Genomic DNA, 23,403 nt, shown 5'->3' on the forward strand with positions numbered 1-23,403 from the left:
GGAAGCCCCGCTCGCGCAGGGTCGGAAGGCCACGCTCGCGCAGTAGACTCGGCATCCGCTATGTCTGATTCTTCTGCTGCCACACCCTTGTCCGAGCGAGCTCGCTGGGAGGCATTCTGGGTGTGTGCCGGCGTTGCCGCGCTCACCATCCTGGACCTGTCGAAGATCAACGTGGGTCTTCCCTCGATCGAGGCGTCGCTGCGCGGCGGCCCCACCGAGCTGCAGCTGATCGTGGCCGGATACGCCCTGGCGTTCGGGCTTGCCCTGGTGCCAGCTGGCCGGCTCGGCGACATCCACTCTCGCAAAATCATGTTCGTGATCGGCCTGTCGGCGTTCACGCTGGCAAGCCTGGTCTGCGCGATTGCGCCGAGCATCGAGGTTCTCGTGATCGGCCGCATCGTGCAGGGCTTCGCCGCCGGCATCCAGATGCCACAGGCGCTTGGCCTGATCCAGCAACTTTTCCAGGGACCCGCCCGCGGCCGCGCGTTCGGCTTGTTCGGCGCGGTGATCGGAATCTCCACCGCGTTCGGACCCACGCTCGGCGGGCTGCTCATCGCGATCGGTGGGGACACGGATGGCTGGCGGTTGCTGTTCTGGATGAACATCCCGCTCGGCATCGTGGCGCTGATCTTCGCCGTGCGCCTGCTGCCGGCGAAGCAGCAGCGCACCGCCGGGCGCACCGAACTCGACATCACCGGCATCCTGCTGCTGGGTGTCACGACGTTCTTCCTGATGTTCCCGTTCGTGCTCACCACCGGTGGCCCGGACGATGACCCGCGACGCTGGTTCTTCCTGATCGGCGCCGTGATCGCGGCGGCGGCGTTCGCCTGGTGGGAGCGCCGTTACGAGCGGCTGGGCAGGTCGCCGGTGGTCAACTTCGCCCTGTTCAAGCACGCGTCGTACCGCAACGGCATCCTGATCGGCACCGCGTACTTTGCCGCGGTGCCCGCCACCTTCCTGCTGGTCACCATCTATCTGCAGCAGGGGCTGGGACTGGCCGCGGTGTTCGCGGGCATGGTGACCATTCCGTTCGCGCTGGTGTCGGCCTGGGCGTCCTGGATCGGCGGACGACACGTCGACCGGCTCGGCCGGGTGATGGTGCTGCTTGGCGTCCTGCTGGTAGCGGCGGGGGTCGTGCTGCTCATCCCGATCGCGGACGCCGCGTCGCCCGACGCTGTGCCGTGGCTGTTCGCCGCGGCGATGATCCTCGCGGGTGCCGGTGGTGGACTGGTGATTTCACCCAACCAGACGCTGACGCTGCAGGATGTCCCGGTGATCCAGGGCGGCGTGGCCGGCTCGGTCGCCCAGGTGGGGCAGAGGGTCGGCACCGCGGTCGGTGTGGCCATTGCCTCGTCGACGTTCTTCGCGACCCTGTACGCCGAGGCGGACACCGCACTCGACCAGGCGACGATCTACGGCGATGCGTTCGGTCGATCGATGATGGTGGTGCTCGGACTGCTCGCCGTGGCGCTGCTGTTCGCCCTACTCGACCTGCGAAGCGGCCGGGTCACCGGGCGTCGCACGGTGCTTGACGCGTGATGCGCAGCGCTTGATGCGCTGACTCGCGGCGCCGGCCCGCGCGCTACTCGCTGAGCGCCGCGAGGGCCGCCTCGTGCAGCAGCCCGTTGGTGGCGAGGGCGCTGCCATGCCACGGGCCCGCCTCGCCGTCGATGGAGGTGAACGTGCCGCCGGCCTCCTCGATGATCGGGATCAGCGCGGCCATGTCGTACGGCTTCAGATCGGGTTCGCCGACCAGATCCAGTGCGCCCTCCGCCAGCAGCATGTACGACCACATGTCGCCGATGCCGCGCTCCCGCCAGACGGCGCGGGTGAGCGCGATCACCTGGTCGAGCCGACCGATCTCGTCCCAGCCCTGCAACCGGTTGTAGCTGATGTTCGCCTCGGCGAGGGTGGCCACCGTCGACACGGCGATCCGCTGCGGCTGCTGGCTTCCGGAGCGCACCCAGGCGCCCTGGCCGCGAGCGGCCCACCAGCGCTTGCCGAGCGCGGGCGCGCTGACCACGCCGACCACCGGGATGCCGTCGACCGCGAGGCTGATCAGAGTGCCCCAGATCGGTACCCCGCGCAAGAAGTTCGCGGTGCCGTCAATCGGGTCGATGATCCACTGCCGGCTCGAGTCGCCCTCGACGCCGAACTCCTCGCCGAACAGCGCGTCACCGGGCCGCGATTCGGCGATCTGCTCACGCAGCACGGTCTCGACGCGCTTGTCGGCATCCGTCACATGGGTCTTGTCTGCCTTGAGCTGGATGTCGAGGTTCGCGGCCTGGTACCGGTCGAGTGAGATGAGGTCGGCCTCCCCGGCAAGGGCGAGCGCGAAGTTGAGGTCGTCGGTCAGGCTGTAGTTCGGCACCCTGTCAGCGTATCGCCGTCGGGAGGTGCGCCGGCGGCAGCGCCCGGCCACGAGCGCCGCGAAATCGGCCGAGCGCCGCCGCCGCGGCATCGGCGCTCGGCCGTTTCCGGCGCGTTCGCGATGCAGCAGCCGCCGCGGCCGTCTCGACCGGCCAGTTCAGCGGCCCACGTCGGCGGGCAGCCTTAGCCGGCCAGTGTCTCCAGCAGCCGCTGCGCGGAGTCGTAGCGCTCCTGGCTGGCCTCGCCGCGCTGCACCGCCTCCGCGATCGCGCAGTCCGGGGCATCCGGCAGATGGGTGCATCCGCGAGGGCAGTCCTCGGCGATCGCGGCCAGATCGGTGAACGAACGCAGGATGTTGTCGGGGTTCACGTGCCCGAGTCCGAAGGAGCGCACCCCGGGGGTGTCGATGATCCAGCCGCCGGTGGGAACCCGCAGCGACACGGTGGAGGATGACGTGTGCCTGCCCCGCCCGGTGACCACGTTGACGTGCCCGATCGCCCGGTCCGCTCCCGGCACCAGCGCGTTCACCAGGGTGGACTTGCCGACCCCGGAGTGTCCGACGGCAACCGTGCGGTGGCCCTTCAGCTGCTCGATGATCGGCGCCAGGGCGAGGTCGTCGAGCCGGCTGGTGAACACGGTGAGGTCAAGCCCGGCGAAGTTCGCCAGGAACGGGGCGGGGTCGGCCAGGTCGGTCTTGGTGATGACCAGCAGCGGAGTGATGCCGGCGTCGTAGGCCGCCACCAGGTACCGGTGGACCAGCCGCGGCCGAGGCTCGGGGTTGGCCGCCGCGACCACGATCAGCATCTGATCGGCGTTGGCCACGATCACCCGTTCCACCGAATCGGTGTCGTCGGCGCTGCGGCGCAGCAGGGTGGCGCGTTCCTGCACACGCACGATGCGGCCGAGCGTGCCCTCCTCGCCGGTGGTGTCACCGACCAGGTCGACCACGTCGCCGGTGACCACAGACTTCTTGCCCAGCTCGCGGGCCCGGGCCGCGGTGAGCGTCCGCTCATCCGGGGTGCCCTCGGCGAGGATCACGCCGTAGCGGCCGCGGTCCACGGTGAGCACCCGGCCGACCACGGCATTCGTGTGATCAGGGCGGATCTTGGTGCGCGGCCGGTTGCCCTTGGGGTTCGGGCGCACCCGATAACTGTCGCCGTAGTCCGAGTACGGCTCTTCGTCATCGTCGTCGCCGGTGAGCCAGCTCATGTCAGTGACGGGCCCCACAGCGCATGCCACAGTTTCGGGAACTGCGGCAGCGTCTTGCCGGTCGATTCGATGCCGTCGATCTGCACGCCCTCCACCGCGAGGCCGATGATCGCGCCCGCCGTGGCCATCCGGTGGTCGTCGTACGACTTCCACAGGCCGCCGTGCAGCGGTCGCGGGTCGATCGCGAGCCCGTCGTCGAGTTCGCTGACCGCGCCACCGAGGCCGTTGATCTCGGCGGCCAGCGCGGCCAGCCGGTCGGTCTCGTGGCCACGCAGATGGCCAATGCCGACGATGCGGCTCGGGCTGTCGGCGAGGGCGGCCAGGGCGATGATCGCGGGGGCGAGTTCACCGCCGCGGCTGAGATCGAGGTCGAGTCCCGGAATGCTGGCGCCGCCACGGATGCCGCGGCCTCCGTCGATGGTCAGGTCGCCGTCGCCGCGGCTAATCGTGGCCCCGAACTGAGGCAACAGGGTCTCCAGGTCCGCGCCCACCTGGGTGGTGACATCCGGCCAGCCCTGAATGGTGACGGTACCGCCGGCGACGATCGCTGCGGCGAGGAACGGGGCGGCGTTGGAGAGGTCCGGCTCGATCGTCAGGTCGATCGCGGCGATCTCGCCGGGGGCGACCACCCAGACCCCGGGCTTCGGGCTGTCGACGGTGACGCCGCGGGCGCGCAGGCAGGCGATGGTCATGTCGATGTGGGGCAGGCTGGGCAGACGTTCGCCGGTGTGCCGCAGGGTGAGCCCCCGGGTGAAGCGCGGGGCGGCGAGCAGCAGCCCGGAGACGAACTGGCTGGAGGCGCTCGCATCGATCGAGAGCTCTCCGCCCTCGACCGCGCCCATCCCGTACAGGCTGAACGGCAGGGCGCCGCGGCCGTCGTCGTTCACGTCGATGCCCAGGGCGCGCAGCGCGTCGATCACCGGACGCATCGGCCGGTGTCTGGCGTACTCGTCGCCGTCGAAGGCGACCGGGCCGAGGGCGAGCGCCGCGACCGGGGGCATGAACCGCATCACCGTTCCGGCGAGGCCGCAGTCGATCGAGACGCCGCCCTCCAGCTCAGCCGGGGTGATCCGCAGGTCTGGCCCGTATGCGCCGTCGCCGGGGACTTCCTTGATCTCGGTGTTCAGGGTCTTCAGGGCCTGCACCATCAGCGCGCTGTCTCGCGAGTGCAGCGGCCAGCGCAGCGTCGATGGACCGTTGGCGAGGGCCGCGAGCACCAGTTCGCGGTTGGTCAGGCTCTTGGACCCCGGCAGTTGCAGCCGAGCGAGCAAGGGCGCGGTGGCCACCGGTGCCGGCCAGGGGCCGGGCGCCGCGACATCCTCTGAATCGTTCTCCCCGTAGGGATTGAACTCGGGCTTGGAATAAGGCGAGATCTGCATCGGTTACCACAGTATCGGCAGTTCGTAACAGGAAGCGGAGAGTATGCAGGTGATGACCGTACAGGCACCCGTCCTAGACTCTCTCCTGATGGACGACATGCCAGATGACGCTTCCGAGCTCGACCCGAACGCCGCGCTCAGTACCCCTCCCGAACCGCAGGATCCGCGCGAGCTGTTCGAGGAGCAGGCGCTGCCGTTTATGGACCAGCTTTACGCCGCCGCGATGCGGATGACGAAGAATCCGGCGGATGCGGCCGACCTGGTGCAAGAGACGTTCGTGAAGGCGTTCTCGGCATTCCACCAGTTCAAACAGGGCACCAACCTCAAGGCGTGGCTGTACCGCATCCTCACCAACACCTTTATCAATTCGTACCGCAAGAAGCAGCGCGACCCGTACCGCGGCACCATCGACGACCTCGAGGACTGGCAGATCGGCGGCGCAGAGTCGGCCACCGCCACCTCATCCCGCTCTGCCGAGGCCGAGGCGATCGACAAGATGCCGTCGAGCGCGGTGAAGGATGCGCTGCAAGCCATCCCCGAAGACTTCCGTCTGGCCGTGTACCTGGCCGACGTTGAGGGCTTCTCTTATCAAGAGATAGCCGACATCATGAAGACACCCACAGGAACCGTCATGAGCCGTCTGCACCGGGGACGACGGATGCTGCGCGAGCGTCTCGCAGATTATGCGGCGGAGCGAGGAATCGCCTCCGCGATCACCGGAGCGAAGAAATGACAGATTGCGGATGTGAGAAAGCGCGGGCAGAACTCGAGGAGTTCCTGCACCGAGAGTTGAGCGATCAGGATTTTCGGGATGTCGCTGAGCACCTTGCCGGGTGCGTCGACTGCTCTGCCGAGCACCTGATCGGCGTGACGCTGAGCGCCAAGGTGCGTGAGGTGTGCCAGGAGAAGGCGCCAGACGAGCTGCGGGCCGCCGTGCACGCCCGTCTGCTGTCGCTGCAGATTTCACGCTAGGCGCAACTCTTCGCGTGCTGGTGCCTCGGGTCGTGGCCGCCCTTCAGTGAGCGGCCGGTCCCACGGATCACGACGAACGCGAACGCGAACGCGGCGCCGTCCAGAAGGAGGGCGCCGCGTTCGGTTGTGGTGACGGAAGCTGCTTACGCGACCTTGTCCAGGATGACGATGGCCGACTGGAACTCGGTGCCGCGGGAGAACTGCAGCTGGATGTGCAGCCAGGCGAGGCCCTCGAGCACCACGGACTGGACGAGCACGCCGGTGTCGATGACGCGGAACCCGGTGGCCTCACCGAACGCGGCGACGGCAGCCTTCGCGTCGGCGTCGTCGCCGGCGATGAACAGGTCGAGCTGGTACTCGCCATTGGCCGCGACGTTGCCGGCGAAGATCGTGTTGAACGCCTTCACCACGGAGGCACCCGGCAGCAGGGCGGCGATGGCCGCGGCACCGGATGTCCCGGGCTCAACCGCCAGGCCGCTGAAGTCATCCTTGATCGGGTTCGACGCGTCGACGACGATCTTGCCCTCAAGCGATCCCAGGCCGGCAAGAGCACCCTCGATGGCGCTGTACGGCAGCGCGATGAAGACGAGGTCTCCGGTGGCGGGGCCGGTCAGCGGTGCAACCGAGGTGCTGCCGCCGAGGTCGGCGGCCAGCGTCTGACCCTTGGACTCGTCACGAACGAGGAGCTGCACGGCGTAGCCGGCGGCGATGGCACGGGTGGCGATGCCGCGGGCGACGTTGCCGGCGCCGAGGATGCTGATGGAAGTCATAGTCACTGATCCTTATTTTAGTTGAACGTTAAAGTAACCTGTCTGCAACTATAGCGCGGTTTCAGTTGAACATTCAAGTAATTTGCTATCATGGGGCCATGAGCAATTCTGGGAGGCCGTTCCGCTGGCTGAGTGAGGATGAACAGCGCGCCTGGCGCGCCTACCTCGTCGCGTCGACGCGCCTGCAGGAGGAGCTCGACAGGCAGCTGCAGCGCGACGCCGGCATGCCGCACGCGTACTACATGATCCTCGCCATGCTCTCCGAGTCGCCCGAGGGGGGAGTGCGCATGACCGAGTTGGCCGACGTGCTCAAGATCTCGTCGAGCCGCCTGTCGCACGCCGTCAGCAAACTTGAGGGTCTGGGCTGGCTGCGACGCGACGCCGACCCCGAAGACAAGCGGGTGAGCTACGCCTGCCTCACCGGAGACGGCCGGCAGGCCCTCGTGGCCGCGGCGCCCGGGCACGTCAGCACCGTGATCGACAACCTGTTCGATCAGCTGTCGGCCGAGCAGGTCGAGCAGCTCTACGAAATCAGCGCCCGCATGCTCGAGGTGCTCGCCCCGAACGAGGTCCCTGGCCAGATCCTGCGCCCCGGTCGCTGATCAGGCCAGATGCTGGTGGCCTCCAGCGGCTGATCATTTCAGCCGCTGCCCGGTCGCGATTTTCTCGACCGTCTTCCGGATGCGGCCGGCCCGCGTCTCAGCGCGTTTCGCCTCCGCGATCCACAGCGCATACTCGCGCTGGTGCGAAAACGACATGGCCCGGTAGGTGTCGGTGAGGCCGGCGTCATCCAGCGCCGTGCGGATATCATCGTCGAGTTCGACGACGCGTTCGGCGGTGTCGAGGTCGATGATCACGTGAATCGTGTCGCCCGGTGACTTGCCGATCTGCCGCTGCAGGTCGGTGCGCACCAGGATCAGGTGCGGCCCGCCGTAGGTCACGAGCGATCCGCGGTAGGAAACGCCGTCGAATCGCGCAGTGACCGGCACCCGGCCTTTCACCCCGAACAGCTCCGGCACGCTGAACGGGAACCCGACGAACGCCGATGAGCCCGTGACGTCGGCGCGGGTGAGGACCGCGTCGAACTCGACCGGGCCCGGGTTTCGGTAGCTGACCATTGCTGACATGCTAATCGGCGCCCGCATGTCGACCGGCTCACCGAGCGAACCCGGGGAGCTGTCGACGTGCGAACGCCGATTAGTGGTGAATTGTTTGCTAGAGCGTGAACGCCTTCTCGATGAGGGCGCTCTGCTCCTGAGCGCTGCGCTTGTTCGACCCGGTGGCCGGCGACGCGGACGCCGCCCGCGACGAGACCGACAACGCCCGGCCGCCGAGGTACTGCGGCAGCTCGAGACCGATGAACGGCCACGCGCCCTGGTTCTCCGGCTCTTCCTGAACCCACATCAGGTCGGCGTTCGGGTACTGCTCGAGCACCGCGGTGAGTTCGGCGACGGGCAGCGGGTAGTACTGCTCGAGGCGCACCAGCGCGACATCCGTCACCTCACGCTTTTCAGCTTCGGTCTTCAGGTCGTAGTGCAGTTTGCCGGCGTGCAGCAGCACGCGCTTGACTGCGGCCTTGTCGGTGATGCGGGCGTCGTCGATCACCGGTTCGAAGCGGCCGGACGTGAACTCGGCGACCTCGCTGGTCGCGCCGCGCAGTCGCAGCATCGCCTTCGGGGTGAAGACCACGAGCGGACGACGCGGCCGGGCGTAGGCCTGACGACGCAGCAGGTGGAAGTACGACGCGGGCGTCGACGGACGGGCGATCGTCATGTTGTCCTCGGCGGCGAGCTGCAGGAAGCGCTCGATGCGGGCGGACGAGTGGTCGGGACCCTGGCCTTCGTAGCCGTGCGGCAGCAGCAGCACGACGCTCGAGCGCTGACCCCACTTCTGCTCGGCGCTGGAGATGAACTCGTCGACGACGGTCTGCGCGCCGTTCACGAAGTCACCGAACTGCGCCTCCCAGAGCACGAGGGCGTCAGCGCGTTCCACCGAGTAGCCGTACTCGAAGCCCATCGCCGCGTACTCGCTCAGCAGCGAGTCGTACGCCCAGAAGCGGGCCTGGTTCTCGGCCAAATTGCCGAGCGGCAGCCACTCCTGACCGTTGGCGCGGTCGTGCAGCACCGCGTGACGCTGCACGAAGGTGCCGCGGCGGGCGTCCTGGCCGGCCAGGCGCACCGGGGTGCCCTCCAGCAGCAGCGAACCGAGCGCGAGCAGCTCACCGAAGCCCCAGTCGATCGAGCCGGAGCGGCTCATCTCGACGCGCTTCTTCAGCATCTGCTGCAGCTTGCCGTGCACCGTGAAGCCGGCGGGCGGGTTGTCGTGCGCGTCGCCGATCAGTTCGATCACCGACTGGTCGACACCGGTGGATACCGGTTCGCCCGCCGAGTCGTCCTGCTGCGATTCCGGCCGCTCCAGGTCGCTGATCCCGCCGTCATCCTGGGTGATGATCGGCATCGAGCCGGTCTGCGCGGCGTGTGTCTCGGCGAACGCGCGCTCCAGGCGGTCCTGGAAGTCGCGGTGCGCGGCCTGGTACTCGTCCTCGGTGATGTCACCGCGGCCGATCAGCCCCTCGGTGTAGAGGGTGCGCACCGAACGCTTGGCCTCGATCAGGTTGTACATCAGCGGCTGCGTCATCGAGGGGTCGTCGCCCTCGTTGTGGCCGCGGCGGCGGTACGAGATGAGGTCGATGACCACGTCGCGCTTGAACTCCTGGCGGTACTTGAACGCCAGCTCGGCGACCCGCACCACGGATTCCGGGTCGTCGCCGTTCACGTGGAACACCGGAGCCTGGATGGTCTTCGCGACATCCGTCGAGTAAATCGACGTGCGTCCCTCGCCGGGGGGAGTGGTGAAGCCGACCTGGTTGTTGACCACCAGGTGGATGGTTCCGCCGGTGCGGTAGCCGCGCAGCTGCGACATCTGCATGGTCTCGACCACGATGCCCTGACCGGCCATGGCGGCGTCACCGTGCACGAGGATCGGCAGCACCCGGAACGAGCCGATCGGCTGCCGGTCCTGCTTGGCCCGCACGATGCCCTCCAGCACGCCGTCGACCGCTTCGAGGTGCGACGGGTTGGCGGCGATGTACACCGGGATCTGCTTGCCGGAGGCGGCGGTGAAGGTGCCCTCGGTGCCGAGGTGGTACTTCACGTCGCCGGAGCCCTGCACGGTGCGCGGGTCCTGGGTGCCTTCGAACTCGCGGAAGATCTGACCGTAGGTCTTGCCCGCGATGTTGGTGAGCACGTTCAGGCGGCCACGGTGGGCCATCCCGATCGCAACCGAGTCGAGCCCCTCTTCGGCGGCGCCCTGCAGGATCTCGTCGAGCAGCGCGATGGTGGACTCGCCGCCCTCGAGGCTGAAGCGCTTCTGGCCGACGTACTTGGTCTGCAGGAAGGTCTCGAACGCCTCCGCCTCGTTCAGCTTGCCGAGGATGCGCATCTGCTCATCGTGGGTGGGCTTCTGGTACGGCTTCTCCACCTGGTCCTGGAACCACTTGCGCTGCACCGGGTCCTGAATGTGCATGTACTCGACGCCGATGGTGCGGCAGTAGGAGTCGCGCAGCACACCGAGGATGTCGCGCAGCGGCATCATCCGCTTTCCGCCGAATCCGCCGGTGACGAAGTCGCGATCCAGATCCCAGAAGGTCAGACCATGGCTGCGGATGTCGAGGTCGTGGTGGGTGCGCTGCTTGTACTCCAGCGGGTCGACGTCGGCCATCAGGTGGCCGCGCACGCGGAAGGAGTTGATCAGTTCCTGCACCCTGGCGGTCTTATCGACGCGCTCGGCCAGGTCGACCCGGATGTCGGAATCCCAGTGGATCGGAGCGTAGGGGATGCGCAGCGCGGCGAAGATGTCCTCGTAGAAGTCGCGCGCGCCGAGCAGCAGCTCGTGCACCTTCTTCAGGTACTCGCCGGAGCCTGCGCCCTGGATCACGCGGTGGTCGTAGGTGCTGGTGAGCGTGATGGTCTTACCGATGCCGAGGTCGGCGAGGGTCTTCGGGGAGGACCCCTGGAACTCGGCAGGGTACTCGAGCGCTCCGGCGCCGATGATGCAGCCGGCGCCCTTCATCAGGCGGGGCACCGAGTGCACGGTGCCGATTCCGCCCGGGTTGGTGAGCGAGATCGTGTTGCCCTTGTAGTCCTCAAGGGTCAGCTTGTTGTCGCGGGCGCGCTTGACGACGTCTTCGTACGCGGCGAGGAACTCGGCGAAGCCCATCGTCTCGGTGCGCTTGACGCCGGGCACCACCAGGGTGCGCGAGCCGTCCGGCTTCGGCAGGTCGATGGCGATGCCGAGGTTGATGTGCGCCGGTGTGACCACCGACGGCTTGCCGTCGACCTCGTCGTAGTAGACGTTCTGGCTGGGGAACTCCTTGAGCGCCTGCACCATCGCCCACGCGATCAGGTGGGTGAACGACACCTTGCCGCCGCGAGAGCGCTTCATGTGGTTGTTGATGACGATGCGGTTGTCGATCATCAGCTTCGCCGGGATGGTGCGCACGCTGGTGGCGGTCGGCACGCTGATGCTGGCGTCCATGTTGGTGGCCACGGTCTTGGCCACGCCGCGCAGCGGGGTGGTGACATCCTGCGGCACTTCCGCGGCCTTGTCGACCGCGGGAGCGGCGCCGGCGGGCGGGGCCTGCGCCGGGATCGGCTGCGGTTTGGGCTGCACCGAGGTGGTCTTCGCCACCGGCTGGGTTCCGGTGGTCGGCGCGGGCTGCGCCGGCTGCTCTGCGGGCGCCGGGGCGGCGGGCGTCTCGGAGGTAACCTCGACCGGAATCTGCGGCTCACCGCCTGCGGCCTGCTCGGCGGCGGCATCCGGCTTCTCTTCGGTCACCGGGTGATATTGCTCCAGAATGGGCCACCACGATGGATCAACTGAGTTCTTGTCTGCAACGTATTGCTCGTATTTTTCATCAACGAGCCACTCGTTTGCTCCGAACTCACTCGAGGAACCGTCCTCGGGGATGAGTCCGGTCACTTGGCTAGGCACAGCCGACCGCCCACTCTCACTGTCTAACTCTTGCGTTCCGGGTATGACCGCCTGTGGCCACACCGGCTACAAGCCTATGCGTTATTGCCCGGACGTGCCGACGAGAACCAAACGGGGCTAGCGTTAATTTCATGCAGTTTTACGGGGACGAGCCCAACTTCGATCTGACGTATTCCGACGTCTTCCTGGTGCCGAGCCGGTCGGGAGTTCGCAGTCGGCTCGCGGTGTCGCTTGCTCCGGATGACGGCACGGGCGCCAGCATCCCGATCGTGTCGGCGAACATGAACTCGGTGACCGGGCCGCGGTTGGCGGCGACGCTGGCGAGACGCGGCGGACTCGGCGTGTTGCCGCAAGACACTCCGCTGCAGGAACTGGATGCCGCCATCCGCTGGGTGAAGGAGCAGCCGGTCGCGTACGACTCGGCGCTGGTGCTTGCCCCCGGGCAGACCGTGGCCGAGGCGCTGCGCTGGTTGCCGGCCATCGACGGGCACGGCATCGTGCTGAAAGATGGCGAAGAGTTCATCGGCTGCATCCCCGCCGCCCAGCTCGCACACGCCCAGCCGGACGCCGTGCTCGGCGACCTGGTGCACGGGTCGCTCACCTCGCTCGACGCCGAGGACATCGCCGGGCCCCGCGCCGCGTTCGATCTGATGGTGGACGCCGACATCCACTTCGCTCCGGTGGTTCGCCACGGCACCGTGATCGGCACACTCAGCCGCACCAGCGCGCTGCGCGGCACCCTGTACGAGCCCGCCGTGGACGCATCCGGCCGGCTGCGCGTCGCCGCCGCGATCGGCATCAACGGTGACGCCGCGCGCAAGGCGCAGGCGCTCGCCGCGGCCGGGGTCGACGTGCTGGTGATCGACACCGCGCACGGGCACCAGGAGGGCATGATCCGGGCGCTGCAGGCGGTGGCCGAGCTGAACCTCGGTATTCCGCTGGTTGCCGGCAACATCGTGACCGCCGACGGGGTCGGTGACCTGATCGACGCCGGCGCCAACATCCTCAAGGTCGGTGTCGGACCCGGCGCCATGTGCACCACCCGCATGATGACGGCGGTGGGGCGCCCGCAGTTCAGCGCCGTGCTGGAGACCGCGGAAGCCGCCAGGGAACGCGGCGCCCACGTCTGGGCCGACGGCGGCGTGCGGTACCCGCGCGATGTGGCCCTCGCCCTGGCCGCCGGCGCGTCATCCGTGATGATCGGCTCCTGGTTCGCCGGCACCATCGAGGCGCCGGGCATGCTGGAGCGTGACAGCGACGGCCGCCTCTACAAGGAGAGCTGGGGGATGGCATCGACCAAGGCGGTCACCGAGCGCTTCGGCCGACTCGACGCCTACGAGCTGGCCCGCAAGACCCTGTTCGCCGAGGGCATCTCGAGCTCGCGCATCTACGTGGACCCGTTGCGACCGTCGATCGAAGACCTGCTCGACATGATCACCTCCGGCGTGCGCTCCTCGTTCAGCTACGCCGGGGCGGCCACCCTGCCCGAGTTCCGGGAGCGGGCGCTGGTGGGCCTGCAGTCGGCGTCCGGTTACGAGGAGGGCAAGGCGCTTCCGGTGTCCTGGTAGACGGGCGGCCGCTCCCAGCCAAGCTGCGACCTTCCCTCGGTATAATCGACAAATCATGGATGACCCTCCGTCTAGTACCGCGCCCACCTCGAGTTCGCCGGTACCGACCGATCAGACCGCTACCCCCACCGAGGCCGCGGCCTCGGATGATGCGCTGCCTGCCCATAGTCAGCCGCCGGTGACCGGGGGTGCCGATGTCCGCTGAAGTGATCATGCTGATCATCGGCATCGTGCTCACCATCGGAACCGGCTTATTCGTCGCCTCCGAGTTCTCACTCGTCAACCTCGACCGCTCCGACCTCGAGGCGAGGCAGGCTCGCGGCGAGACGCGACTCGGCATGACCATCGCGGCGTTGAAGATCACCTCCACGCACCTCTCCAGCGCACAGCTGGGCATCACGCTCACCACGCTGCTCACCGGGTACACCCTCGAGCCGGCATTCAGCGCCTTCTTGCGCGGCCCGCTCACGGCGCTCGGTATTCCCGACGGCGCGGTCTCTGCTGTCGCCACCATCGCCGCGGTCGCCATCGCCACACTGCTGTCGATGATCATCGGCGAGTTGGTGCCGAAGAACTTCGCGCTGGCGCTGCCGCTGCCCACCGCGAAGCTGGTGATCCCGTTCCAGGCCGCCTTCACCTGGGTGTTCAAGCCGGCCGTGCTGCTGCTGAACAACACCGCGAATGCCATCCTGCGCGGGCTGGGGATCGAGCCCAAGGAGGAGCTGAGCGGCGCCCGCACGGCGGAGGAACTCAGCTCCCTGGTGCGACGCTCCGCCATGGAGGGCAGCCTCGAGGTGGACACCGCCACGCTGCTGGCCCGCACATTGGCGTTCTCCGATCTCACCGCCCAGGACGTCATGACCCCGCGTCCCCGGGTGGCGAGCGTGCAGCGCTCCGACAACGCCCTCGCGGTGATCGAGCTGGCCCGCACCACCGGCTACTCCCGATTTCCGGTCACCGATGACGGCATTGACGACGTCGTCGGCCTGGTGCACGTGAAACAGGCCGTCGCGGTCCCGCGCGAGAAGCGAGCGGATGTCCCGGTCTCGGCGTTGCAGACCGACGCGTTGCGCGTGCCGGAAACCATGCGAGTTGACTCGCTGCTCGGCGAGATCCGTGGTCGCGGCTACCAGATGGCCATCGTGGTGGACGAGTACGGCGGAACCGCCGGCGTCACCACCCTCGAAGACCTGGTCGAAGAGTTGGTCGGCGAGGTGTCCGACGAGCACGACCGGTCACGCCCCGACGTGGTGCGCAGCCGCGGCTGGCTCACCTTCCCCGGCAGCCTCCGCCCCGACGAGCTGAAGGAACGCGCCGGCGTGAGCGTGCCGGACGACGGCCCGTACGAAACCGTCGCCGGGTTCATCATGAGCGAACTCGGCAGCATCCCCGTGGTCGGCGACATCGTCGACGTGGCAGCCGGACAGTTCAGGGTGGAACGCATGGACGGCCGTCGCATCGACCGGGTGCGCTTCACGCCCACCGTCGATGAGAACGTCGATGAGAACACCGAGCAGGGGGAGAACCGATGAGCGCCGCCGACTGGTGGGGCATCGCGTGGCTCGGCATCCTGCTCGCCGTCAACGCGTTCTTCGTTGGCGCAGAATTCGCCGTCATCTCGGCGCGCCGATCGCAGATCGAGCCGAAGGCCGAGGCCGGATCGCGGGCCGCTAAGACCGCGCTCTGGGCAATGGAACACGCCACGCTGATGCTGGCGACCAGCCAGTTGGGCATCACGGTGTGTTCGCTGCTGATCCTGAACGTGTCGGAGCCGGCGATCCACCACCTGCTGCAGGTGCCGCTGGAGTACACCGGCTGGTCGCCGGAGGTCATCGGCACGGTGTCGTTCATCGTGGCGCTGCTGCTGGTGTCATACCTGCACGTGGTGCTCGGCGAGATGGTTCCGAAGAACATGGCGTTCTCGGTTCCGGACAGGGCGGCGCTGCTGCTCGCCCCGCCGCTGGTGTTCATCGCCCGCGTGTTCAAGCCGATCATCTTCAGCCTCAACGCGATCGCCAACGGCGTGCTGCGGCTGTTCCGGGTGGAGCCGAAGAGCGAGGCGACCAGCGCGTTCACCCTCGACGAGGTGGCGAACATCGTGGCGACCTCGACCAAGGAGGGCGTGCTCAGCGACGCCACCGGCGCGCTCACCGCCGCGTTCGAATTCACCGAGAAGAAGGTGAAGGATGTCGCGGTCGGCATGCCCACGCTCGTCACCCTGCCGGAGGACGCAACCCCGGCCGACGTGGAGCGGGCCGTCGCCCAGCACGGCTTCAGCCGGTACGTGCTGGTGAACGAGGACGGGGAACCCACCGGCTACCTGCACCTGAAAGACGTCATCGACCTCGACGAGGACGAATTCACCGAGCCGGTGCCGCCGAAACGGATCCGGCAGCTGATCTCGCTGTACCGCGACCAGGAGCTGGAAGACGCGCTCGCGACCATGCGCCGCTACGGCTCACACGTGGCGCGGGCCTTCGACGAGCAGGGGACCACGCAAGGGGTGCTGTTCCTCGAGGACATCATCGAGGAACTGGTCGGCGAAGTGCAGGACGCCACCCGGCGGCGGTAGCGAGGGGTCGGGGCAGCGCGCGTCGGCGGGTCGAGACCGGATGCTCCTCAAGGGCGAGCCGTCGGCTTGGTGAGGTCTGGCAATCGGTTCTTCCGGGTGGGCGGGAAGGACTAAATGCCAGATCTCACGCTCAAGGCGAAACCGTCGGCTCGGTGAGGTCTGGCAATCGGTTCTTCCTGGTGAGTGGGAAGGACTAAACGCCAGACCTCAGGCACCAGGCCGAGCCACGCGGCCTAAATGTTCGCTCGCAGGTACTGGTCCGGCCAGTAGTCGATCGGCGTGCCGAGGTCGATCGAGGCCTGCAGCGGCAGGTGCGGGTTGCGAATCATCGCGCGCGCCATCATCACGGCATCCGCCCGTCCGCTCTGCACGATCTCGTTCGCCTGCTGGGGGGTAGTGATCAGGCCGACGGTGCTGACCGGGACGGATGCCGCGTGCCGCACCTGCTCCGCGAACGGCACCTGGTAGCCCGGTCCCACCGGGACCTCGACCCCGGCCACCAGGCCGCCGGTGGAGATGTCGAAGAAGTCGGCGCCGGCGTCGCGGGCCAGGCCGGCGACGACCGCGGTCTGCTCGACATCCCAGCCGCCCTCTGCCCAGTCGGTGCCGGACAGGCGCACGAACACCGGAACCTTCACGCCCACCTCGTCGCGCACCGCCCGCACCACCTTGAGCAGCAGCCTGGCCCGGTTCTCAAGCGATCCGCCGTACTGGTCATCGCGCCGGTTGGACAGCGGCGACAGGAACTGATGCAGCAGGTACCCGTGGGCGCCGTGCAGTTCGACCAGGTCGAAACCGGCGTCGAGCGCCCGCCGCGCCGCCGCCCGGAACGCCTGCACGATGCCGGCGATGCCGTCCAGGGTGAGCGCAGCCGGTGCCGCGTACCGACCGAACGCCACCGCGGACGGCGCCACCGTCGGCCAGCCGCCCCGATCCAGCGGGACCGAGCCGCGCTCCGGCGACCAGGGCCGGTAGGTCGACGCCTTCCGGCCGGCGTGCGCCAGCTGCATACCGATCAGCCCGCCCTGCTGGTGCACGAAGTCGACGATCGGCGCCCAGGCGTCCCGTTGCGCGTCGTTCCAGATGCCGGTGTCCTGCGGGGCGATGCGGCCCTGGGCGGTGACCGCGGTGGCTTCGGTGAAGATCAGGCCGGCGCCGCCGGTGGCGAACGAGCCGAGGTGCACCAGGTGCCAGCTGTTCGGGACGCCGTCGACGGCGGAGTACTGGCACATCGGGGAGACCCAGAGCCGATTGCGAAGCGTGACGGACCGGATGCTGATCGGATCGAAGAGGTGCACCCGATCAAACTATCGTGGCCCCATGAGCGAATGGACTGCAGCCGACGCCGCGGCGCACGTGCGGGTGCCGAACGCAGCGGATGACAAGTACTCGCGCGGCGTGCTCGGGGTGCTGACCGGCTCCGACCAATACCCCGGCGCGGCGGTGCTCGGAGTGGAGGCCGCGCTGCGCACCGGCGTCGGGATGCTGCGGTACCTGGGGCCGGAACGCCCCACCGACCTGGTGCTGCACCGCCGCCCCGAGGTGGTGACGGTGGCGGGCAGGGTGCAGGCGTGGCTGCTCGGCAGCGGCATGGATGTCGCGGACGGCGCCTCAGGCAGCAGAGACCGGATGCGGGCGGCGCTCGAGTCCGGCGTGCCGGTGGTGCTCGACGCCGGCGCGCTCGAACTGCTGCCGCTCGCGACCGGGCCGACGATCATCACCCCGCACGCCGGGGAGCTGGCGCGCCTGCTCGGCGTGCGCCGCGACGAGGTGGCCGGAGACCCGGAACGCTGGGCCCGGGAGGCGGCGGCATCCCTCGGCACCACCGTGCTGCTGAAAGGCCACACCACCCGAGTGGTGGCGCCGTCTGTGCGCGCAAATCAGCGCTTAGCGCCGGACCTAAGCGCCACTTCGCGCGCACAAACGGCCGGGACGGGCCAGACGCTGTACACGGTGACCGCCGCGCCCGCCTGGCTGGCCACCGCCGGGGCGGGTGACGCGCTCGGTGGCATCCTCGGTGCCCTGGTGGCGACGCACGCCGACCTGATCGAGGCCGACGACCATGCGCTCGCCAGGCTGGGGGCGACGGCCGCGCTGATCCACGGCCTGGCCGCGACCCGGGCGAGCGCCGGGGGACCGTTCACCGTGCTGGATCTTGCCGCCGCCATCCCGGTCATCATCGCCGAACTAGTCGCGGGTCGCTGAGCCCGGTCGCGAGTGGCAGGCTGGAAGCACCACACATCAAGGAGTGATCACCATGCTCGTCGCCTTTTCCGTCGCCCCGAGCGGCGGCCCCACCGAGGGAGACTCGCTGCATAACGCGGTCGCCGCCGCGGTGCGCGTGGTCCGGGAATCCGGACTGCCCAACCAGACCGACTCGATGTTCACCACCATCGAGGGGGAGTGGGACGAGGTGTTCGACGTCATCAAGCGGGCAACGGATGCCGCGGGCCAGTTCGGCACGCGAGTGTCGCTGGTGCTGAAGGCCGACATCCGACCCGGTCACACCGGTGAAATGCAGGGCAAGGTCGAGCGGCTGGAGTCTGTGCTCAAGGGTTAGGACGCAACGGTTAGGATGGTGCGTCCTGCGCTCGACGGCGAGCCCTTTATCGCCTCGAACACGGATTGCCACCCTTGAACCTCACCCCCGCACGCACGCGTTTCGCGCTGATCGCCCTGGCCCTCGGCGGGTTCGGCATCGGCGCCACCGAGTTCGCGGCAATGGGCCTGTTGCCCGACCTCGCCCGTGACCTGCTGCCCGACCTGTACGCGGCATCCCCCGAGGAGGCGAACGCCCGCGCCGGCTGGCTGATTTCGGCCTACGCCCTCGGCGTGGTGGTGGGTGCGCCCACCATCGCCGCCCTCGTGGCTCGCTTCCCCCGCAAGGCCGTGCTGCTCGCCCTGGCCGTCGCATTCACCGTCGGCACGGTGGCGAGCGCGCTGGCCCCCACCTTTGAGACCGTGCTGGTCGCCCGCTTCCTCGCGGGCCTGCCGCACGGCGCGTACTTCGGCGTGGCCCAACTGGTGGCGGCCTCCCTCGTCGGGCCCGAGCGTCGCGGTCGCGCGGCCGCGTTCGTGCTGAGCGGGCTGACCATCGCGAACGTCGTCGGGGTGCCGCTGATCACCCTGCTCGGCCAGAGTGCCGGCTGGCGCGTGTCGTACCTGGTGGTCGCCGCACTGTTCGCGCTCACCTTCGTGGCGGTGTGGCTGGCCGTGCCGCGGCAGCCCGGCGACCCCCGGGCGACGCTGCGCCGTGAGGTGTACGCGTTCCGGCGGCCGCAGGTCTGGCTGGCGCTGGCCACCGGGGCGATCGGATTCGGCGGGTTCTTCGCCGTGTTCAGCTACGTGGCGCCGATCATCACCGAGGTCACCGGCCTCGACGCGGCGGCCGTGCCGATGATCCTGGTGGCGATCGGCATCGGCATGACCGTCGGTAACTTCGCCGGCGGCCGGGCGGCAGACCACCACGTGATGGGCTCGATCTTCCTGTTCTTCGGCGTGCTCGGCGGGGCGCTGCTCGGGTTGGCGCTCACCGCCCAGTTCCTGGCCGGGGCACTGGTCTTCCTGGTACTGCTCGGTTTCGCGTCATCCGCTCTGTCACCGGCGATCCAGACCCGGCTGATGGACATCGCGGGCGACAGTCAGACCCTGGCCGCGGCCGGCAACCATGCGGCGTTGAACATCGGCAACAGCCTGGGCGCCTGGCTCGGCGGGGTCACCATCGCCGCAGGGCTCGGATACCTGGCGCCCGCCTGGGTGGGGCTGGCGCTTTGCGCTACCGGCGCCACGATCGCGCTGGTCAGCGTGCTCGCCGGTCGCCGGTCGATCCTGCCCTGAGGCGGATCGGGCGCGCGCCCGTGACTCGAAGTGTGCCGGTGTCTAGAAGACGCCGGGAGCGTCGGTCGGGGTGAGGATGCCGTCCTGGATGGCGCGCTTTCGCAGCGCCACCTTGGTGCCCACGTCGATGCCGGCCACCCGGTACTTCTCGCGGATGCGCTTGAGGTAGCTCTTGGCGGTCTCTTCCGAGATCGACAGCTGGTAGGCAACCGCCTTCACCGGCTCGCCGCCGCCGTACAGGGCCATGACGCGGCGCTCCTGCGCGCTCAACCGGGGGGTGCCGCCGATCTCGTTGGCGTTCAGGGCCAGGTCGAGCTCGGCCGAGACGAATGACTCGCCAGCGTACGCGGCACGAATCGCCTCGGCGATCATGCTGGCGTCTTCGGTCTTCACCAGGTAGCCGAGGGCGCCGGATGCCAGCGCCTCGCGAACCATGTTCGGCTCGGAGTATGTGCTCATCAACACCACCTTGACGCCGGCCCCGCGCAGCGCCGAGATCTTGACCGACACCGGGATGTTGTCTTTCAGGTCGAGGTCGAGCAAGACGACGTCGACGGGGAAGTCTGGGTGGCTGAGCAGGTCGGGCCAGGTGGCCACCGCGGCGACCATCTCGATGTCGTCTGCGGCGTTCCGAATCCATTCCGTCAGCGCACCGAGCAGCATTCGGTGGTCGTCGACGATTGCAAGGCGGATGGTCTCTCCGGGGTTCGACACAATGGCCCTTCCTGTTACGTCTTGTTAGGTTATCGGTTCAATGTGACGACACCGGTCAGTGGCTCGCGGGGTTGTCAACCAGGCACTCAATGTTCACCGAGATGTGCTGGTTCTGGGTGATGGTGTACTGCCCGACAGTGCCGATGGCGCCCCAGGCCGCGGGATCGATGCGGTTTCGGCTGACCCCCTCGATGGTCATCACCACCGGAACGACCAGCCGGTGACCCACCACCGTCTGGGCGGTACGGGTGACCGGGCCGAGTTCCAAACGGATGCTGCGGCTCGCGGTGGCCTTCGGGCTGTCGCTCAGCAGCAGCCACACCGCGGCCAGCAGCCCGTCGCGCTGTGCAGGGTCGAGGAGACCGGCCAGGCTGCCCTTGTCGACGAGAGTCACCGATCGGCCGAGGAATTCCGACTCACTGACCGCGTGGTGCAGCCAGGTTTCGCGGCGGCCCTCGATCAGGTGCAGGCGCAATTCGGTGGCAAGCGACGCAGCGGTGGACGCGGTCGCCGGGGTGAGCGGCAGTGGTTCCTGGCCGGTGGCCACCGATTCAAGCAGCTTCTCCGCCGCGAGGTCGAGGCGTGCCAGTTCCTCCGAGGCGAGCATCCCGACCGCGTAGCGCGGGGCACTCACCGTGCTTTGCACCAGCACCCGGTCGAGTTCGACCTGCACCATGCGCCGGAATCCGCGCACGATCAGCACGCCGACCACCGCCGGCATCACCACCAGACTGACCACCGTGATCTGGGTGGGCAGCACGTCGGGGCTGAGCGGGGTGCTGGCCACGATCGCGGCGATGAACGCGGTGCCGAGGGCGGCCGCGATGGCGATCACTTCTACCGGCTGTCGCACCGTCACCACGGTCAGCAGCCCGAAGCCGGCGGCGACGGAGGCGGAGGCGTATCCGCCGATGTTGCCGAGCGACCAGATGGCCATGAAATCGAGGGCGACGACGCCGCCGAGGGCGAGGATCAGCACCAGAACCAGCCAGGACGGCAGCTGCTCGCCGACGGTGCGGAAGACGATCACGGTGGACACGAACGCGGCCAGGAACAGCCCCCAGGCCATGAAGGTCAGCTCAGGGCGCGGGTAGGCGTCGAGCCTGACCAGGAACAAGCCGAACTCGAAGATCGCCTGCAGGCCGGCGACGATGCTCCCGCCGAGGGCAAGATGCGCGGTGCCGAGGGTCGCGCCATTGGCGGTCGCTGCCCGAACCGCGTTGGGGATGCGGTCGACGGTGCGCCCGCGCTTGGTGAGCACGGCGCCCAGCGTGTTCTCGAGTGCCGAGTTCACCGTGGAACCTCCAACACGACGGTCGTGCCCTGGCCGGGGGTGGAGAACAGGCGAGCGTTGCCACCGACCTCGTGCAGGCGGCCGACGACCGACTCGCGGAAGCCCAGCTTGTGTTCCCCGATGCCGGCGAGCTCGAACCCGACACCACTGTCGGTGACCATGGCCCGCACGGCGTTGTCATCTTCGGTGATCGTGACGTGAGCCTGGGTGACGCCGGAGTGCCGGCGAACGTTCTCCAGACATTCAGCGAGGGCGAGCAGAAACGCGTCGAGCACATCGGTCGGCAGCAGCACCTGGCCGGTGCCGTGCCAGCTCACCTCGAGACCCATCCGGCCGAAGCGGTGCTTGACCGACTCCAGGGTGGTGCCGAGCACGGTGTCCTCCGCGGATTCCAGCTGGTACTGGCCGGACGACTGCGGAGTTGGCGTGGCGCCCAGGCGCAGCTGTCGCAGCAACCGGGCGTCATCCGCGGCCTGCTGCCGCAGCGCCTCCTCCGACACTCCGACTCCGGAGTGGGCCAGCAAGGTCAGCGTGGCGAGCACGGTGTCGTGCAGCAATCGTGCCCCTTGCCTGCGCTGCGCCTCGGTTTCGCTGGCCTGCCGCTCCGCGCGGTGCGCCGTGCCGATGTTGACGATGCGACGGGCGGCGAGGGGCACGCTCGCGGTCAGCCACAAGCCGATGAACCCCGACAGCACCCATCCGAGGCCTGCCGACAGGGCGGCGGCCGAGAACAGCCCGGTGTCGACCGTGGCGAGGTGCACCAGCCAGGTGCTGCCGACGAAGGCCACCACGAGCACGGCGAGGCGGGGCAGGCTGCTGGTGAGCAGGAACGCGAATCCGCCCATCCCGGCCGCCGCGAGCGGTGCGAGCGCGGTCGCAAGGCCCGGGCTGTCGTCGGCATCCCCGGGGGAGAGCCCGACAATGAGAATCGCGAAGCCGGCGAACAGGCCGACGCTGATCCAGAGCGGCTGTGATCGCCCGGGGATGCGCACGTGCGCGAGAACCAGCAGGGCGAACAGCGGGAGCAGCGCCAGGTAGGTGGTCCAGCTGACCACTCCGGGCACACTGAGGCAGACCAGGCTCACCGCTGCCCCGCACAGTCCCACAAGACGCGACGCACGCTGTAGCAGGCGGTCGCGTTCCTTGTTGATCAGTTCCATGTGCTCTCGGCGTCGGTAAGAGAGAAGAGTTCAGCACCATGCTGGCACAGTGGCACCAATACTGGGGGTGCCACTCCGATCGTAGCGTCACGCACGCCCGACTATCCTTGAATCCAGAGGGGTGTGCTGATTTACCAGCGCTGCCACACTCACGCGCCAGGGTTCGCCCGCGGCGTAGGGAATGCCCGCGAGGAGACTCGCTCGGCCGGGGGGTCGACCGGGGCCGCAGGTTACTGCGGCCCCGACACCGTCACGCTCTGCTGCCAGGACACTCTGCTGCCCAGTACTACTCAGCAGCTAGCCAGCCCTCGCGGATCGCCAGCTCGCGCAGCAGGGTTCGCGTGCCGACATCAACGCCTGCATTGCGATACGCGCGGCGACCACGCTTCAGGTACGACTTCACCGTCTCTTCGGTGATGCCCATGTCCTCCGCTACCGACCGGATGCTGCGCCCGCTCGCGTACAGCGTCATCGCGTGTAACTCGCGGGGGCCCGGCCTGCCCGCACCGGATGCAGCCGGTCGTCGCTCCGGCGGCTTTCCCGTGAGTTCGTCCATGAGCCCTCCC

Annotated in this window: 21 protein-coding genes; 10 read left to right on the forward strand and 11 right to left on the reverse strand. The window is 68.5% G+C overall.

Annotated elements, in window-relative coordinates:
* Positions 1 to 60: 60 nt before the first annotated feature.
* A complete protein-coding gene (locus tag HCT51_RS03265; protein ID WP_166870306.1) occupies positions 61 to 1,539 on the forward strand; it encodes an MFS transporter in 1,479 nt (492 codons plus the stop codon).
* Between the two features lie 43 nt (positions 1,540 to 1,582).
* Here the strand turns inward: HCT51_RS03265 and HCT51_RS03270 are convergent, their stop codons facing one another.
* From HCT51_RS03270 to aroA, 3 genes are all read right to left on the reverse strand, one after another.
* The gene (locus HCT51_RS03270) at positions 1,583 to 2,371 is read right to left on the reverse strand and encodes an inositol monophosphatase family protein (RefSeq protein ID WP_224760641.1); all 789 of its coding nucleotides are present in this window, start codon (positions 2,369 to 2,371) and stop codon (positions 1,583 to 1,585) included.
* A gap of 182 nt (positions 2,372 to 2,553) precedes the next feature.
* Complete coding sequence (gene rsgA, locus HCT51_RS03275) at positions 2,554 to 3,579, reverse strand: ribosome small subunit-dependent GTPase A (protein WP_166870310.1); 1,026 nt, start codon at positions 3,577 to 3,579, stop codon at positions 2,554 to 2,556.
* Positions 3,576 to 4,958: a 3-phosphoshikimate 1-carboxyvinyltransferase gene (gene aroA, locus HCT51_RS03280; RefSeq protein ID WP_166870312.1), complete on the reverse strand. Its 1,383-nt coding sequence runs from the start codon at positions 4,956 to 4,958 to the stop codon at positions 3,576 to 3,578. The genes rsgA and aroA overlap by 4 nt, the downstream gene beginning before the upstream one ends.
* Before the next feature lie 97 nt (positions 4,959 to 5,055).
* Between aroA and HCT51_RS03285 the strand changes: the two genes are divergently transcribed.
* Complete coding sequence (locus HCT51_RS03285) at positions 5,056 to 5,691, forward strand: sigma-70 family RNA polymerase sigma factor (RefSeq protein WP_166871295.1); 636 nt, start codon at positions 5,056 to 5,058, stop codon at positions 5,689 to 5,691.
* Positions 5,688 to 5,930 carry an alpha-ketoglutarate decarboxylase gene (locus tag HCT51_RS03290; protein ID WP_166870314.1) on the forward strand — a complete coding sequence of 81 codons (243 nt, stop codon included), beginning with the start codon at positions 5,688 to 5,690 and terminating at the stop codon, positions 5,928 to 5,930. Before HCT51_RS03285 ends, HCT51_RS03290 begins: the two co-directional genes overlap by 4 nt.
* Positions 5,931 to 6,073: 143 nt before the next feature.
* On the opposite strand, the gene HCT51_RS03295 is transcribed toward HCT51_RS03290, so the two are convergent.
* Entirely contained in the window at positions 6,074 to 6,700 is a 627-nt protein-coding gene (locus HCT51_RS03295) for an NADPH-dependent F420 reductase (RefSeq protein WP_166870316.1), read from the reverse strand.
* A gap of 98 nt (positions 6,701 to 6,798) precedes the next feature.
* On the opposite strand from HCT51_RS03295, the gene HCT51_RS03300 reads away from it, so the two are divergent.
* Positions 6,799 to 7,302: a MarR family winged helix-turn-helix transcriptional regulator gene (locus tag HCT51_RS03300; protein ID WP_166870318.1), complete on the forward strand. Its 504-nt coding sequence runs from the start codon at positions 6,799 to 6,801 to the stop codon at positions 7,300 to 7,302.
* Positions 7,303 to 7,335: 33 nt separating this feature from the next.
* On the opposite strand, the gene HCT51_RS03305 is transcribed toward HCT51_RS03300, so the two are convergent.
* Complete coding sequence (locus HCT51_RS03305) at positions 7,336 to 7,818, reverse strand: YdeI/OmpD-associated family protein (RefSeq protein WP_166870320.1); 483 nt, start codon at positions 7,816 to 7,818, stop codon at positions 7,336 to 7,338.
* A gap of 97 nt (positions 7,819 to 7,915) precedes the next feature.
* Positions 7,916 to 11,692, reverse strand: coding sequence for a multifunctional oxoglutarate decarboxylase/oxoglutarate dehydrogenase thiamine pyrophosphate-binding subunit/dihydrolipoyllysine-residue succinyltransferase subunit (locus tag HCT51_RS03310; RefSeq protein ID WP_166870322.1), 3,777 nt, complete (start codon positions 11,690 to 11,692; stop codon positions 7,916 to 7,918).
* Positions 11,693 to 11,823: 131 nt separating this feature from the next.
* On the opposite strand from HCT51_RS03310, the gene guaB1 reads away from it, so the two are divergent.
* The 3 genes from guaB1 (at position 11,824) to HCT51_RS03325 (ending at position 15,832) form a co-directional block, all read left to right on the forward strand.
* A complete protein-coding gene (gene guaB1 / locus HCT51_RS03315; protein ID WP_166870324.1) occupies positions 11,824 to 13,260 on the forward strand; it encodes a GMP reductase in 1,437 nt (478 codons plus the stop codon).
* A 194-nt stretch (positions 13,261 to 13,454) separates the two neighbouring features.
* On the forward strand, positions 13,455 to 14,792 hold the full coding sequence (locus tag HCT51_RS03320; protein WP_166870326.1) for a hemolysin family protein: 1,338 nt from the start codon (positions 13,455 to 13,457) through the stop codon (positions 14,790 to 14,792).
* Positions 14,789 to 15,832 (forward strand): hemolysin family protein, encoded by a 1,044-nt coding sequence (locus HCT51_RS03325; RefSeq protein WP_166870328.1) that lies wholly within the window; start codon positions 14,789 to 14,791, stop codon positions 15,830 to 15,832. The genes HCT51_RS03320 and HCT51_RS03325 overlap by 4 nt, the downstream gene beginning before the upstream one ends.
* Positions 15,833 to 16,065: 233 nt before the next feature.
* Here the strand turns inward: HCT51_RS03325 and HCT51_RS03330 are convergent, their stop codons facing one another.
* Entirely contained in the window at positions 16,066 to 17,130 is a 1,065-nt protein-coding gene (locus HCT51_RS03330) for an NADH:flavin oxidoreductase/NADH oxidase (RefSeq protein WP_166870330.1), read from the reverse strand.
* A gap of 22 nt (positions 17,131 to 17,152) precedes the next feature.
* Between HCT51_RS03330 and HCT51_RS03335 the strand changes: the two genes are divergently transcribed.
* The 3 genes from HCT51_RS03335 to HCT51_RS03345 all read left to right on the forward strand — a co-directional run bounded on the left by HCT51_RS03335 (position 17,153) and on the right by HCT51_RS03345 (position 19,669).
* The gene (locus tag HCT51_RS03335; protein ID WP_166870332.1) at positions 17,153 to 18,037 is read left to right on the forward strand and encodes an ADP-dependent NAD(P)H-hydrate dehydratase; all 885 of its coding nucleotides are present in this window, start codon (positions 17,153 to 17,155) and stop codon (positions 18,035 to 18,037) included.
* Between the two features lie 52 nt (positions 18,038 to 18,089).
* Positions 18,090 to 18,392 carry a thiamine-binding protein gene (locus HCT51_RS03340; RefSeq protein ID WP_166870334.1) on the forward strand — a complete coding sequence of 101 codons (303 nt, stop codon included), beginning with the start codon at positions 18,090 to 18,092 and terminating at the stop codon, positions 18,390 to 18,392.
* A 74-nt stretch (positions 18,393 to 18,466) separates the two neighbouring features.
* Positions 18,467 to 19,669, forward strand: a complete 1,203-nt coding sequence (locus HCT51_RS03345; protein WP_166870336.1) for an MFS transporter — start codon at positions 18,467 to 18,469, stop codon at positions 19,667 to 19,669.
* Positions 19,670 to 19,711: 42 nt separating this feature from the next.
* Here HCT51_RS03345 and HCT51_RS03350 read toward each other — a convergent pair whose 3' ends face one another.
* From HCT51_RS03350 to HCT51_RS03365, 4 genes are all read right to left on the reverse strand, one after another.
* A complete protein-coding gene (locus tag HCT51_RS03350; RefSeq protein ID WP_166870338.1) occupies positions 19,712 to 20,383 on the reverse strand; it encodes a response regulator transcription factor in 672 nt (223 codons plus the stop codon).
* A 55-nt stretch (positions 20,384 to 20,438) separates the two neighbouring features.
* Positions 20,439 to 21,677 carry a hypothetical protein gene (locus tag HCT51_RS03355; RefSeq protein WP_166870340.1) on the reverse strand — a complete coding sequence of 413 codons (1,239 nt, stop codon included), beginning with the start codon at positions 21,675 to 21,677 and terminating at the stop codon, positions 20,439 to 20,441.
* Positions 21,674 to 22,837 carry a sensor histidine kinase gene (locus tag HCT51_RS03360; RefSeq protein WP_166870342.1) on the reverse strand — a complete coding sequence of 388 codons (1,164 nt, stop codon included), beginning with the start codon at positions 22,835 to 22,837 and terminating at the stop codon, positions 21,674 to 21,676. The genes HCT51_RS03355 and HCT51_RS03360 overlap by 4 nt, the downstream gene beginning before the upstream one ends.
* A 286-nt stretch (positions 22,838 to 23,123) precedes the next feature.
* Positions 23,124 to 23,393, reverse strand: coding sequence for a sigma factor-like helix-turn-helix DNA-binding protein (locus HCT51_RS03365; protein ID WP_166870344.1), 270 nt, complete (start codon positions 23,391 to 23,393; stop codon positions 23,124 to 23,126).
* Positions 23,394 to 23,403 lie beyond the last annotated feature (10 nt).

The organism is Salinibacterium sp. ZJ450, from assembly GCF_011751885.2.
Classification (GTDB): Bacteria; Actinomycetota; Actinomycetes; order Actinomycetales; family Microbacteriaceae; genus Ruicaihuangia.